The organism is Cellulomonas fimi (assembly GCF_028583725.1).
Taxonomy (GTDB): domain Bacteria; phylum Actinomycetota; class Actinomycetes; order Actinomycetales; family Cellulomonadaceae; genus Cellulomonas; species Cellulomonas fimi_B.
On record NZ_CP110680.1, the window covers coordinates 2185565 to 2199153 of the forward strand.

12 protein-coding genes are annotated in these 13589 nt (G+C 74.9%); 11 read left to right on the top strand and 1 reads right to left on the bottom strand.

The genetic code is table 11. The annotated features are described in order from the left end of the window. Positions 1 to 29: 29 nt before the first annotated feature. The 10 genes from OOT42_RS09990 to OOT42_RS10035 all read left to right on the top strand — a co-directional run bounded on the left by OOT42_RS09990 (position 30) and on the right by OOT42_RS10035 (position 11918). Complete coding sequence (locus tag OOT42_RS09990) at positions 30 to 1067, top strand: helix-turn-helix transcriptional regulator (RefSeq protein WP_273654702.1); 1038 nt, start codon at positions 30 to 32, stop codon at positions 1065 to 1067. After that, positions 1060 to 2034, top strand: a complete 975-nt coding sequence (locus OOT42_RS09995) for a helix-turn-helix transcriptional regulator (protein ID WP_273654703.1) — start codon at positions 1060 to 1062, stop codon at positions 2032 to 2034. Before OOT42_RS09990 ends, OOT42_RS09995 begins: the two co-directional genes overlap by 8 nt. 4 nt (positions 2035 to 2038) lie before the next feature. After that, positions 2039 to 2368, top strand: coding sequence for a hypothetical protein (locus OOT42_RS10000; RefSeq protein ID WP_273654704.1), 330 nt, complete (start codon positions 2039 to 2041; stop codon positions 2366 to 2368). 67 nt (positions 2369 to 2435) lie between these two features. After that, entirely contained in the window at positions 2436 to 2636 is a 201-nt protein-coding gene (gene tatA / locus OOT42_RS10005; protein WP_272729036.1) for a Sec-independent protein translocase subunit TatA, read from the top strand. 43 nt (positions 2637 to 2679) lie between these two features. Further along, on the top strand, positions 2680 to 3468 hold the full coding sequence (tatC, locus tag OOT42_RS10010) for a twin-arginine translocase subunit TatC (RefSeq protein ID WP_273654815.1): 789 nt from the start codon (positions 2680 to 2682) through the stop codon (positions 3466 to 3468). After that, complete coding sequence (locus tag OOT42_RS10015; RefSeq protein ID WP_273654705.1) at positions 3465 to 4379, top strand: diacylglycerol/lipid kinase family protein; 915 nt, start codon at positions 3465 to 3467, stop codon at positions 4377 to 4379. The genes tatC and OOT42_RS10015 overlap by 4 nt, the downstream gene beginning before the upstream one ends. A gap of 73 nt (positions 4380 to 4452) precedes the next feature. Next, a complete protein-coding gene (locus OOT42_RS10020; RefSeq protein ID WP_423775989.1) occupies positions 4453 to 7332 on the top strand; it encodes a DEAD/DEAH box helicase in 2880 nt (959 codons plus the stop codon). A 96-nt stretch (positions 7333 to 7428) separates the two neighbouring features. Continuing rightward, positions 7429 to 9066, top strand: coding sequence for an amidohydrolase (locus OOT42_RS10025; RefSeq protein ID WP_273654706.1), 1638 nt, complete (start codon positions 7429 to 7431; stop codon positions 9064 to 9066). A gap of 501 nt (positions 9067 to 9567) precedes the next feature. After that, positions 9568 to 11133, top strand: a complete 1566-nt coding sequence (lnt, locus tag OOT42_RS10030) for an apolipoprotein N-acyltransferase (protein ID WP_273654707.1) — start codon at positions 9568 to 9570, stop codon at positions 11131 to 11133. Continuing rightward, on the top strand, positions 11130 to 11918 hold the full coding sequence (locus OOT42_RS10035) for a polyprenol monophosphomannose synthase (RefSeq protein ID WP_273654708.1): 789 nt from the start codon (positions 11130 to 11132) through the stop codon (positions 11916 to 11918). Before lnt ends, OOT42_RS10035 begins: the two co-directional genes overlap by 4 nt. A gap of 25 nt (positions 11919 to 11943) precedes the next feature. On the opposite strand, the gene OOT42_RS10040 is transcribed toward OOT42_RS10035, so the two are convergent. Continuing rightward, complete coding sequence (locus OOT42_RS10040; RefSeq protein ID WP_013771102.1) at positions 11944 to 12288, bottom strand: RNA polymerase-binding protein RbpA; 345 nt, start codon at positions 12286 to 12288, stop codon at positions 11944 to 11946. Positions 12289 to 12504: 216 nt separating this feature from the next. On the opposite strand from OOT42_RS10040, the gene OOT42_RS10045 reads away from it, so the two are divergent. Then, entirely contained in the window at positions 12505 to 13452 is a 948-nt protein-coding gene (locus OOT42_RS10045) for an aldo/keto reductase (protein ID WP_273654817.1), read from the top strand. The last annotated feature ends 137 nt before the right edge of the window (positions 13453 to 13589 follow it).

Genomic DNA, 13589 nt, shown 5'->3' on the forward strand with positions numbered 1-13589 from the left:
CCGTACCGGTGCGGCTACCGTGGTCCCCGATGCCCCCCGCGATCCCGCCCGCAGAGCGCCTGCTCAACCTCGTCATCGCCCTCGTGAACACGTCCGGCCGCATGACCAAGGAGCAGGTGCGCGCGAGCGTCGCCGGTTACCAGGACGCGCCGTCCGACGACGCGTTCGAGCGGATGTTCGAGCGCGACAAGGACACGTTGCGCGAGCTCGGGATCCCGGTGCTCACGGTCACGGACGCCGGCCACGGCGACGACATCGGGTACCGGATCGACGCCGAGCAGTACGCGCTGGCGCCGCTCGACCTGACCGCGGGGGAGCTGGGCGTGCTGGCGATGGCGGCGCAGCTGTGGCAGGACCAGTCGCTGCGGGCGGACACGTCGCGCGCGCTGACGAAGCTGCGTGCCGTGGGCGCCGCCCCGCAGTCGACGGACCTCGTCGCGGGCCTCGCTCCGCGCGTGCGGTCGGGCGGCGGGGCGATCGGCCCGCTGCTGGACGCCGTGCAGGCGCGTCAGGTGGTGCGGTTCGTCTACCGCGCGGCGAACACGGGAGAGGTCCGCGAGCGCACGGTCGAGCCGTGGAAGCTGCTGGCGCGTCGTGGGGGTTGGCTGCTGGTGGGGCGTGACCGCGAGCGCGACGCGCCCCGGTCGTTCCGGTTGAGCCGCGTGGAGGGTGCCGTGCGTGTCGTCGGTGCGCCGGGCGCGTTCGAGCCGCCGTCGGCGGAGGAGCTGTCCGCGGCGTTGCACCCGTGGGAGGAGCGGCCGGAGCGGGTCGCGACGCTCGCGGTGCTGCCGGAGCGGGCGGGCGCGGCGCGGGCGCGGGCGGTGCCGGCTCCCGAGGGCGCGCCGGACGTGCGGGCGGACCCGCGCACGGCTGCGGTGCTGGCGCACCGGGACGTGGTGCACGTGCCGTTCCGGTCGGACTGGGAGCTCGCGGAGGAGCTCGTGGGGTACGGCGACGCGGTGGTGGTGCTGGACCCGCCGAGCGTGCGGCACGCGGTGCTGCGCCTGCTGCGGACGGCTGCGACGCTCGACGCGTCGACGACCGCGGGGGGTGGGGTGCATGGCTGAGCGCGCGAGCGACCGGCTGCTGCGCATGCTCGGGATGATCACGTACCTGGACCGGCACGCGGGTGTCCCGGTGGAGGAGATCGCGGAGCAGTTCGGGGTGACGGCGGACCAGGTGCTGTCGGACATCGACACGCTGTGGGTCACGGGTACGCCGGGGTACTTCCCGCACGACCTGATCGACTTCGACGCGGCGTCGTACGAGCAGGGTGTGGTGCGGCTGACGGAGTCGCGGGGGATGACGCGCCCGTTGCGGCTGGGTGCGCGGGAGGCGGTGGCGCTGCTGGCGGCGCTGCGGGCGCTGGACTCGTCGTTGCGGCCGGCGCTCGACCCGGAGCAGGCCGCGGTGCTGTCGTCCGCGCTGGACAAGCTGACGACGGCGGCGGGTGACGCGGCGGCGGCGCTCGACGTGCGGCTGGGGCTCGACGCGGCCCCGGAGGTCGCGACGGCGGTCGCGACGGCGCTGCGCGGCGGTCGTCGTCTGCACCTGCGCTACGTGGACGCGTCGGACGTGACGACGGAGCGGGACGTGGACCCGCTGCGGCTGGTCACGGACGACGAGCGGTCGTACCTGCTCGCGTGGTGCCGACTGGTCGACGGGGAGCGGTTGTTCCGGGTGGACCGGATCCTGGCGGCGGCGGTGCTCGACCTGCCGGTGGCGGACCACACGGTGGCGCCGGACGCGGGCGAGTTCCAGCCGGGCCCGGACGGTGAGCTGGTGACGCTGCACCTGCGCAGCCCGGCGCGCTGGGTCGCGGAGAGCACGCCGGTGGAGGCGGTGCGGAACCTCGACGACGGCTCGTTCGAGGTCGACCTGCGGGTCCTGCGGCCCGCGTGGCTGCGTCATCTGGTGCTCCAGGTGGCTGACGACGTGCTCGGCGTGCGCCCGGTGCGGGTCGCGACGGAGGTCGCGGCGGCGGCGCGCGCGGCTCTGGCTGCGTACGGTCCGCTCGCGGACGAGGAAGGCTGACGCCGTGCTGTGGTTCTCGGTGTGGGCGGTGCTGGTGGTGGGCACGCTCGTCGGCGCGTTCTTCCTGGGGCGCCGGTTGTGGCGGTCGGGGCTGGAGCTCGGTCGCGCGCTGGCGGCGGCTGCGGAGACGTGGGGGCAGCTTGCGGACCGGCTGGCCGAGCTGCAGGCGCTGGCGGCGGAGAACCGGGTCGACACGGGGCCGACCGTGCTGGCGCCTCGCGGCCCGTTGCGGGAGCGTCGGGCGGCGCTGCGTGAGGAGCGGGTCGCGCGTCGGGCGGCCCGTGCGGAGCGGCACTGGCGGACCCGGCAGTCGTGGCGTGCGTACTGGGGCTGAGGGAGCATCCGGACAGGTCCGGCGGGGTTAGGATGCGCGGGACTCGCACCGCGACGGAGGTAGCCCCGTGATCCGAAACCTGAGCGCCTGGCACATCATCGTGCTGGTGCTGGTCGTCCTGCTGCTGTTCGGGGCGAACCGCCTCCCGGGGCTCGCCAAGAGCGTCGGCCAGTCGATGAAGATCTTCAAGTCCGAGGTGAAGGACCTGCGGGACGACGACAAGCGTCCTGACGAGCCGACCGAGGGCACCACGCCTCCGAAGGTCTGACCGCGTGAGCAGCTCCCGCCGCGGGCGCGACCCCGGCGGCCGGATGCCGCTGCGGGCCCACCTCCTCGAGCTGAGGAAGCGCCTCGTCCTCGCGTCCATCGGTGTCGTCCTCGGCGCCGTGCTCGCCTGGATCTTCTACGACCCCGTCTTCGAGGCCATCCAGCAGCCGCTGGAGGCCGCCGGCTCGACGCGTGACGGGCTCGTCTCCCTGAACTTCGCGGGTGTCGCCGCGCCCTTCGACATGCGCGTGAAGATCACGGTGTTCCTCGGCGTGATCCTGTCCAGCCCGTGGTGGCTCTACCAGTTGTGGGCGTTCATCACCCCGGGCCTGACGCGCCGTGAGCGCGGGTACGCGTTCGGGTTCCTCGGCGCGGCCGTGCCGCTGTTCCTGGGCGGCGCCCTGCTGGCCTGGTACGTGCTGCCGCACGCGGTGCAGCTGCTCATCGAGTTCACGCCGTCGGGTGCGACGAACCTGGTGGACGCGCAGACGTACCTCGGGTTCGTCATGCGCGTGATGCTCGTGTTCGGGCTGGCGTTCCTGCTGCCCGTGGTCATGGTCGCGCTGAACTTCGCGGGCCTGGGTACGGCGGCGACGTGGCGCAAGGGCTGGCGGTGGGCGGTGATGATCGCGTTCACGTTCAGCGCGATCATGACGCCGACGCCGGACGCGATCACGATGATCGCGGTCGCGATCCCGATCTGCCTGCTGTACGCGGGTGCGCTGGTCATCTGCACGGTGCACGACCGGCGTGTCGACCGTCGGCGTCTCGCGGCCGGGCTGCCGAGGCTCGACGGCACGTTCCCCGACGACGCCGAGGCCGCCGCCACGTGAGGCACGTCGGCGTCGTCGTGAACCCCACGGCCGGCCGGGGTCGCGGCGTCGAGGCCGGCCGACGCGTGCACGAGCTCCTCGTGGCCCGCGGCATGAAGGTCGAGGACCTGTCGGCCCCGACGCTCGCGCAGGCGACGGACCGGGCCCGGGCGGCGGCCGTGCAGGGGCTCGACGCGCTGGTCGTGGTCGGCGGCGACGGCATGGTCCATCTGGGGGCGAACGTCGTGGCGGGCACGGCGCTGCCGCTCGGCATCGTCGCGGCCGGCACGGGCAACGACATCGCCCGCACCCTCGGTCTCCCGCGCGGGGACGTCGAGGCGGCGGTGGGTGTGGTCGAGCGGGCGCTGGACACCGGTCCGCGCCGCGTCGACGCGGTCCGGGTCGGCACCCCCGAGCACTCCGCGCACGAGTGGTACGTGGGCGTGCTGTCGTGCGGCATCGACGCCGCGGTGAACGCGCGCGCCAACACCATGACGTGGCCGCGCGGCTCTGCCCGGTACGTCCGTGCGCTCGCCGCCGAGCTCGCGTCGTTCCGGCCCTACGGGTACCGGGTGACGCTCGACGACCGCACGTGGGAGTCGGCCGGCACGCTCGTCGCGATCGCGAACGTCCCGTGGTTCGGCGGCGGGCTGAAGATCGCCCCCGACGCGCGCGTCGACGACGGCCTGCTCGACGTCGTGGTCGCCGGGCCGTTGTCCCGCGCCGCGGTGACGCGCATCTTCCCCGGCATCTACCAGGGCCGGCACGTCGACCACCCGGCGGTCACCGTGGTGCGCAGCCGGTCGGTCGTCGTCGAGCCGCTGGTCGACGTCGGGGCGACCCCTCCGCCCGCGTTCGCGGACGGCGAGCGCGTCGGGCCGCTGCCGCTGCGCGTGCAGGTCGACCCGGGCGCGCTGTCCGTCCTCGCCTGACCGGGCCGTGGCACGGGCGGCGCGCCCACGGTCCGGGACGTGCGTCGTGACCGCGCGTGCCTAGGGTGTGCGTGTGGTGTCACGCAGGCGTCGTCCGTCCTCCGGTCCCGGCCCGTCGACGGTGTCGGCCGAGCCGTCGCCCGCCGAGCGGTACGCGGCGGCCCGGCGTCGCGCGGAGACGGAGCGCGGTGAGCTCGCGCAGTTCCGCGAGCTGCTGAGCTTCCCCCTCGACGACTTCCAGGCCGAGGCGTGCGCGGCCCTGGAGCGCGGCAGCGGCGTCCTCGTCGCGGCGCCGACGGGCGCGGGCAAGACGGTCGTGGGGGAGTTCGCCGTCCACCTCGCCCTCGCGGCCGGCCGGAAGGCGTTCTACACGACGCCGATCAAGGCGCTGTCGAACCAGAAGTACGGCGACCTCGTGCGGCGGTACGGGCCCGAGCGTGTCGGCCTGCTCACGGGCGACACGACCATCAACGGGGAGGCGCCCGTCGTCGTCATGACGACCGAGGTGCTGCGCAACATGCTGTACGCCGGGTCGCAGACCCTCGCAGGGCTGGGCTTCGTCGTGATGGACGAGGTGCACTACCTCGCCGACCGGTTCCGCGGGCCGGTCTGGGAGGAGGTCATCATCCACCTGCCCGACGACGTGCAGCTCGTCTCGCTGTCGGCGACGGTCTCGAACGCGGAGGAGTTCGGCGACTGGCTCGCGACCGTCCGCGGCGACACGACGGTGGTCGTGAGCGAGCACCGTCCCGTGCCGCTCGGGCAGCACGTCCTCGTGCGCGGCGACCTGCTCGACCTCTACGCGGGCCACGTCGACCCGACGGACCCCGGCGTCGACCCGCCGATCAACCCGGACCTCGTCCAGCTGCTGCGGCGCGGCGAGCGCTCCGAGGGTCCGGGCCGCCGCGGGCCGGGCGACCGCGGCTACCGGGGGCGCGGCGGGCACCGCCCGGGCGGCGGGTCCGTGCTCGGCCGCCCGACGCCCCGGTTCGCGGTCGTCGACGCGCTCGACAAGGACGACCTGCTGCCCGCGATCGTGTTCATCTTCTCGCGCGCCGGGTGCGAGGCGGCGGTGCAGCAGTGCCTCGCCGCGGGGGTGCGCCTCACCGGGCCCGCGGAGCAGGCGACGATCCGGCAGATCGTCGAGGAGCGTTGCGCCGCCGTGCCGCCCGAGGACCTCGACGTCCTCGGGTACTGGGACCTCCTCGACGCGCTCAGCCGCGGTGTCGCCGCACACCACGCGGGCATGCTGCCGCTGTTCAAGGAGACCGTCGAGGACCTGTTCTCGCGCGGGCTGGTGAAGGTCGTGTTCGCGACCGAGACGCTCGCGCTCGGCATCAACATGCCCGCCCGCTCCGTGGTGCTCGAGAAGCTCGTCAAGTGGGACGGGTCCAGCCACGTCGACGTGACCCCCGGCGAGTACACGCAGCTCACGGGCCGCGCGGGACGCCGCGGGATCGACACCGAGGGGCACGCCGTCGTCGTCGCGCACTCCGGCCTCGACCCGGTGCAGCTCGCCGGGCTCGCGTCGAAGCGCCTGTACCCCCTGCGGTCGAGCTTCCGGCCCACGTACAACATGGCCGTCAACCTCGTCGCCCAGGTCGGCCGCGACCGCGCCCGCGAGGTGCTCGAGACGTCGTTCGCGCAGTTCCAGGCGGACCGCGGCGTCGTCGGGCTCGCCCGGCAGGCGCAGTCCCACGCCGAGGCGCTCGACGGATACGCCGAGGCGATGCGCTGCCACCTCGGCGACTTCGCGGAGTACGCGCGCATCCGCCGCGACATCACCCGCCTGGAACGCGACCAGTCGCGTGCCGCCGCCGCCGCGCGCCGCGCCGACGTCGCGCGCTCGCTCGAGGGGCTGCGCGTCGGCGACGTGCTCGAGATCCCCGTGGGGCGGCGCTCCGGCCACGCCGTCGTCATCGACCCGGGCGGCGCCGGCGGGTTCGACGGCCCGCGCCCGACCGTCCTCACGACCGACCGGCAGGTGCGGCGCCTCACCGTCGCCGACGTCGGCACCGGCGCCCGCACCGTCGGCCACCTCCGGGTCCCCAAGGGCTTCAGCGCCCGTGTGCCCGCCGCCCGACGCGAGCTCGCCGCCGCGCTGCGGTCGTCGCTGTCGTCCGGCGCGGTCGGTGACGGCGACCCCCGGGGCGACCACCGCCCCGGTGCGCGACGCGGACGACCGCCCCGGCACACCGCCGCGCAGGACGACGCGCAGATCGCCGAGCTGCGCCGCCGGCTGCGGGCCCACCCCTGCCACGCGTGCCCCGACCGCGACGAGCACGCCCGCTGGGCCGAGCGCTGGGACCGGCTGCGCGGCGAGCACGACGCGCTGGTCCGCCGCATCGAGGGCCGCACCGGCTCGATCGCGGCGGTGTTCGACCGCATCTGCGACGTGCTCGTCCGGCTCGGGTACCTCGACCGCGCCGACGGCACCCTGCACGTCACGGACGACGGCCGCTGGCTGCGCCGCCTCTACGCCGAGAACGACCTGCTGCTCGCCGAGTGCCTGCGGCGCGGCACGTTCGACGAGCTCGACCCGCCCGGCCTCGCCGCCGCCGTCTCCACGCTCGTCTTCCGTTCGCGCCGCGAGGACCAGGGCGAGCCCCGCGTGCCCGGCGGGCCCGCCAGCCGGCTCGGCGTCGCCCTCGACGGCACGCTGCGCGCCTGGTCCGAGCTCGAGGACCTCGAGGCGGAGCACCGCCTGGAGACGACCGTGCCGCTCGACCTCGGCCTCGTCGAGGCCGTGCACCGGTGGGCCGCGGGACGCAGCCTCGACGCCGTGCTGCGCGGCGGCGAGCTGTCCGCAGGCGACTTCGTGCGGTGGTGCAAGCAGGTCATCGACGTGCTCGACCAGGTCGCACAGGCGGCCCCGCACGAGCGCACCCGGACCACCGCGCGCCGCGCCGTCGACGCCGTCCGGCGAGGTGTCGTGGCGTACTCGTCGGTCTGACCGGGGACGTGTGACCCGCCTGACGGTCCCGCCCGTGCCGATCCGTCCCGATTTCGCCCGGGTGCAACCCGCTGACCTGCCCTATCGTGAGCCGATGTGAGCGCGACCCTCTACCGCAACGGCGTCATCCACTCCCCGGCCGACCCGTTCGCGCAGGCGCTGCTCGTCGACGACGGCGTCGTGGCCTGGCTCGGCGACGACGACACGGCCGACGGGCTGGCGGCCCGCGCCGACGAGGTCGTCGACCTGGACGGCGCGCTCGTCGCCCCCGGCTTCGTCGACGCGCACGTGCACGTCCTCGAGACCGGTCTCGCCCTCGAGAGCGTCCCGCTGTCCGCCGACGCCGGCGTCCGGTCCCTCGCCGACGCGCTCGACGCCGTCGCCCGAGCGGCCCGCGAGCGCCCTGCGGGCGACGCCGACACCCCGCTGCTCGGGTTCGGGTGGGACGAGCTCGAGTGGCCCGAGGGGCGACCGCCGACGCGCGCCGAGCTCGACGCCGCCGCCGGGGGAGCACCCGTGTACCTCGCCCGCGTCGACGTGCACTCCGCGGTCGTGTCGACCGCCCTCGCCCGCGCGGCGGGTCTGGAGGGCCTGGCCGGGTGGTCCGACGACGGCCGCGTGGAGCGCGACGCGCACCACGCCGCCCGCGAGGCCGCCCGCCGCCTCTCGCCCGAGCGCCGTTCCGCGGTGTACCGGCGGGCGCTCGCGCACGCGGCCGCGCAGGGTGTCGTGTCGGTGCACGAGCTGAGCGCGCCGTTCATCGACACCCGTGAGGGCCTGGTCGAGCTGCTCACGACGACGGCGGACGCCGCGAGCGCGTTGCCGTTCGTCGTCGGCTACCGCGGTGAGCTGTGCGTGACCGTGGACGACGCGCGCGAGATCCTGGCGGCGGTCCCCGGCCTCACGGGCATCGGCGGCGACCTCAACGTCGACGGGTCGCTCGGCTCGCACACCGCGGCCCTGCGCACGCCCTACGCGGACGCCGAGGGCGCTGGCGCGCTGTACCTGTCCGCGGAGCAGATCGCGAACCACGTCACCGCGGTGACGCGTGCCGGCGTGCAGGGCGGGTTCCACGTGATCGGTGACCGCGCGATGGACGAGGTCGCCCTGGGCCTGCGGGCGGCCGCCGACGTCGAGGGTGTCGAGGCGATCGGCGGGGCGGGGCACCGCCTGGAGCATGCCGAGATGGTCGACGCCCCGACCCTCGCGTCGCTGATCCTGCTCGGTGTGCGGCTGAGCGTGCAGCCCGCGTTCGACGCCGCCTGGGGCGGGGAGAAGGGGATGTACGCCACGCGGCTGGGCGCCGGTCGGGCGGCGGCGCTGAACCCGCTGGCGGACCTCGCCGGGGCGGGCATCCCGCTCGCGTTCGGCTCGGACGCGCCCGTGACGCCCGTCGACCCGTGGGCGGGCGTGCGGGCTGCCGTCCAGCACACGGCGCCCGAGCAGCGCATCTCGGCGCGGGCCGCGTTCCGTGCGTCGACACGCGGCGGGTGGCGTCTCGCGGGGCTGGACCACACCGGTGCGGGCGAGCTGCGCGTCGGCGCCCCCGCGCACCTGGCGGTGTGGCGGGCCGAGCACCTGGTCGTGCAGGCGCCCGACGGACGGCTCGCGTCGTGGAGCACCGACGCCCGGGCGGGCACGCCGCTGCTGCCGTACCTCGGGCCCGACGAGGAGTCGCCGCGGTGCCTGCGGACGGTCCGCGACGGCGTCGTCCTGTTCGACGCGCTCGGCTGACGGCGGCTCGGGCAGTCCGCCCCGCGTCGACGCCGGGAGCCGGGCCGACGGCCGGTGCCCCGGGCGGGTGAATCTTGCCGGGCGCGCGCGGAGGCCCGGACATGGACGCGTGTCCGATTCCTGCGACACGCCAGACGACACGCCGGGACACGCCCACCCGGTCACCCGAGGCGGGCGCTGATGACCTGCGAGAAGGCCCTCCACCTGCGGCGACGGCGCCTTGACACCTCCGCTGATCTCGGTAGGTTCCTGAGGGTATTCGTGACCGGGGGGGACCGGTCGGGCGACACCGTCGAGAGGCCGACGCAGCGGTCGGCGGCAGGCGGACCCCGACGAGGCCCGGTGAACGGATCCCAGGGCTCCGACCGGGCCCGCGTGTTCAACAGACAACGGTCGGCGCCGCGCGCGCCCTCCGGTACGAAGGACACGCGGGCCGGTCGGTAGGGGAGCGGGACCACACCTCCCGACGGCCTTCACACGCCGCTGTCGTACCCTTGCGCGGTGCCTGTCCGTGAACCCTCCCGCTGGTGGGCCGTCGGTCTCGCCCTGATCAGCGGCCTGGTCACGCGCGCGGCGTTCCCCGCACCCGGCTGGTGGCCGGCCGCGTTCCTCGGGATGGCGCTCCTGTACCTCGCGATGCGCCGCGACAGCGCCCGCTGGAACGCGCTCGTCGGGTTCGTGTGGGGCATCGCGTTCTTCGGCCCGCTGATCACGTGGGCGAACGACGCGGTCGGCCTCGTGCCGTGGCTCGCGCTCACCGTCCTCGAGGCGTCGTACGTGGCGCTGTTCGGCGCTGCCTGGGCCTGGGCGCGGCGCGGCGAGGCGGTGTGGCGCAACGGTGGGCTCCAGGTCGTCGTGTTCGCGGTGCTGTGGGTCGCGGCCGAGGACCTCCGGTCGACGTGGCCGTTCGGTGGCTTCCCGTGGGGGCGCCTCGCGTTCTCGCAGGCCGACTCGCCGCTCGTCGCGTTCGCGTCCTGGGCGGGCACGCCGCTCGTCTCCGGGCTCGTCGTCGTCGTGGGCGTGCTCATCGGACGCGCGGTCGTCACCGTCGCCCGCGGGGCCGTGCTGCGCGCGGCCGGCGCCGTCGCCCTGGCCGCGGCCGTCGCCGTCGGCGGGGTCCTCGTCCCGCTCGCGACGGCCGAGCAGGCGGGCGTCCTGCGGGTCGGCGCGGTCCAGGGCAACGTCCCCGGGACCGGGCTCGACGCGTTCGGTCAACGCTCCGCGGTGCTCGGCAACCACGTCACCGGCACGCTCGCGCTCCTCGACCACGTGCAGCCCGGGGAGCTCGACGTCGTGCTGTGGCCCGAGAACGGCACCGACATCGACCCGCAGGTCGACGAGCGCGCCGCGGACCTCATCGACTCCGCCGCGAGCGCGGTGGACGCCCCGATGCTCGTCGGGACCGTCGAGTACCCGCCCGAGGGCGGTCGGTACAACACCGCCGTGCTGTGGGTGCCCGGTGAGGGCGTCGTCTCGACCTACACCAAGCAGCACCCGGCGCCGTTCGCCGAGTACATCCCCATGCGGTCGTTCGTGCGGCACTTCTCGTCGGCCGTCGACACCGTGACCCGCGACATGCTGCCCGGCGACCGCCCGGGGTACGTCCCGCTCGAATCCGACCGTCTCGGCCGAACTGTGGGCATAGGGGACGTCATCTGCTTCGAGGTCGCCTACGATTCGCTGGTCCGGGACGCGGTGCGCGCCGGGGGAGAGGTGCTCGTCGTCCAGACGAACAACGCCTCCTTCGGCCGGAGCGACGAGTCGACCCAGCAGCTCGCGATGTCGCGGCTGCGGGCCGTCGAGCACGGCCGCGCGACGGTGCAGATCTCGACCGTCGGCGTGAGCGCGGTGATCGGTCCCGACGGGACCGTCAGCCAGCAGACCGGCCTGTTCACCGCCGAGCAGATGGTCGCGGACCTGCCCCTGCGCACCACCTGGACACCGGCGACGGCGCTGGGCCCCTGGCCCGGGCTCGTCGTCGACGCCCTCGCGGTGTGCATGGTGGTCGCCGGAGCCTTCGGCGCTCGTCGCGTGCCCCGTCCGGACCGAACAGAGAGCGCGGCATGAACCCCAGCGCGACACGTGTGCTCGTCGTGATCCCGACGTACGACGAGCGTGAGAACATCCCCGTCGCCCTCGAACGGCTGCGGGAGCACGTCCCGACGGCCGACGTGCTCGTCGTCGACGACGGGTCCCCCGACGGCACGGGGGAGCTCGCGGAGAAGATCGCCGCCGACGAGGCCGCCTCCACCGCCGCGACGCGGACCATCGCCGTGCTGCACCGCTCGGGCAAGCTCGGCCTCGGCACCGCCTACGTCGCGGGCTTCGGGTGGGCGCTCGCGCGGGACTACGACCTCGTCGTCGAGATGGACGCCGACGGCTCGCACCGCGCACAGGACCTTCCGCTGCTGCTCGCGGCGACCGCGGACGCCGACCTCGTGCTCGGGAGCCGGTGGGTGCCCGGCGGGAGCGTCGTGAACTGGCCCGCTCACCGCAAGGTGCTGTCGCTGGGTGGCAACACCTACACCCGACTGGTCCTGGGCATCCCGCTGCGCGACGCGACCGGCGGCTTCCGGGCGTACCGCGCCGACCTGCTGCGGTCGCTGCCGCTCACCGAGGTCGCGTCGCAGGGCTACTGCTTCCAGGTCGACATGGCGTGGCGGGCGGTCCGCGCGGGCGCCCGGGTCGTCGAGGTGCCGATCACGTTCGTCGAGCGCGAGGTCGGGCGGTCGAAGATGAGCCGCGCGATCGTCGCCGAGGCCCTGCTCAACGTCACCCGGTGGGGGATACGCGAACGCTCCCGCCGGTTGGCGGGAGCGTTCGGCAGGGCGCGGAGCGCAGGGGTTCGCTGAGGCGGGGGCGTGCCTCGGCGGGGCGTCAGGCGCTGCGGCGCAGCTTCCCGGCGCGCAGGAGACCCAGGCGCTCGTCGAGCAGCTCCTCGAGCTCGCCGATCGTGCGGCGCTCGAGCAGCATGTCCCAGTGGGTGCGGGCGGGCTTGCCCGCCTTCGCCTCGGGCTTGGACGCGTCCCGCAGCAGCGCCTCGGCGCCGCAACGGCACTCCCACACCACCGGCACGTCGGCCTCGACCGAGAACGGCAGGATGATGGTGTGCCCGTTGGGGCAGTCGTAGTGCGCCTGGAGGCGGGGGGCGAAGTCGACGCCCTCGTCCGTCTCCATGCTGTGGGACCCGATGCGCATGCCGCGCAGGGACCGGTTTGCCATCAGGGGACCTCCGTGCCGGGTTCCGGCCGTCGAGTGAGAACTTCCACCGTTGTCAACGGCGGTCGACCTCTCAGTGTTCCAGGTGGGCGTGAAGGTCTGGTGAACGGCCGCCGCCGACCGGGGAGAGGGTCCGCGTGAGCGGCCCGGTTCTCGTGAGTGGCCGCTGCCTGACCGGGACGTAGAGTGCTGCGGGTGACGACGACCCCTGTGCCGCCCATGTCCTTCCGCCGGCTCGGGACCAGCGGGCTGACCGTGTCGGTCGCCGGCCTCGGCTGCAACACCTTCGGAGCGACGCTACCGCCGGACGGGGTGGGGCCGCTCGTCGACGCCGCGCTCGACGCCGGGATCACCTTCTTCGACACCGCCGACGTGTACGGCGGCAGCCCCGGTCAGAGCGAGGAGCTGCTCGGCGCGGCGCTGCGCGGACGGCGGGACGACGTCGTCGTCGCGACGAAGTTCGGCATGGACCTCGGCGGGCTCAACGGCACCGACTGGGGCGCGCGTGGGTCGCGCCGGTACGTGCGGCGTGCCGTGGAGGGGTCGCTGCGGCGGCTCGGCACCGACCGGATCGACCTGTACCAGCTGCACGCGCCCGACCCGGTGACTCCGATCGCCGAGACGCTCGCCGCGCTCGACGAGCTCGTTGCCGAGGGCAAGGTGCTGTTCGTCGGGTCGTCGAACTTCGCCGCATGGCAGGTCCTCGACGCGGACTGGACCGCTCGCACGGCGCACCGCACGCCGTTCGTGTCGGCGCAGAACCGGTACAACCTCCTCGACCGCTCCGCCGAGGCCGAGCTCGTCCCCGCCCTGGAGCGCACCGGCGTGGGGCTGATCCCGTACGTCCCGCTCGCGTCCGGGCTGCTCACCGGCAAGTACCGGCGCGGCGCGCAGGCGCCCGAGGGCAGCCGCCTGACGCGCATGCCGCAGCGGCTCGCGGCCGCCGACTTCGACCGCATCGAAGCCCTCGCCGACCTGGCCACGGAGTGGGGGATCGACCTGCCGACGCTGGCGCTCGGCGGCCTCGCCGCCCAGCCGGCCGTGACGAGCGTGATCGCCGGCGCGCGCACGGCCGAGCAGCTCCGCGCGAACGTCGCGAGCATCCTGTGGGAGCCCACCCTGGAGCAGCTCGCCGCGATCGACGAGGTCGCACCCGGCCCCGTCTGACGCGCCCTCGCGCCGGGTGCTGCGCGCTGCGCAGCGTTCGCGTGGCTGCACTCACGCCAGCACGACTCCCGCGAGCACGACTCGGGTCGGCAGGCCGCGCGGCGGCCGAGACCTCCGGCGTCGGGCCCCGAGGCGTC

What these genes read in the sequence shown, in the direction of transcription:
- OOT42_RS09990 (WP_273654702.1), top strand. Translation starts at nt 30, where the DNA reads ATGCCCCCCGCGATCCCGCCCGCAGAGCGCCTGCTCAACCTCGTCATC.
- OOT42_RS09995 (WP_273654703.1), top strand. Translation starts at nt 1,060, where the DNA reads ATGGCTGAGCGCGCGAGCGACCGGCTGCTGCGCATGCTCGGGATGATC.
- tatC (WP_273654815.1), top strand. Translation starts at nt 2,680, where the DNA reads ATGCCGCTGCGGGCCCACCTCCTCGAGCTGAGGAAGCGCCTCGTCCTC.
- OOT42_RS10035 (WP_273654708.1), top strand. Translation starts at nt 11,130, where the DNA reads ATGAACCCCAGCGCGACACGTGTGCTCGTCGTGATCCCGACGTACGAC.
- OOT42_RS10040 (WP_013771102.1), bottom strand. Translation starts at nt 12,288, where the DNA reads ATGGCAAACCGGTCCCTGCGCGGCATGCGCATCGGGTCCCACAGCATG.
- OOT42_RS10045 (WP_273654817.1), top strand. Translation starts at nt 12,505, where the DNA reads ATGTCCTTCCGCCGGCTCGGGACCAGCGGGCTGACCGTGTCGGTCGCC.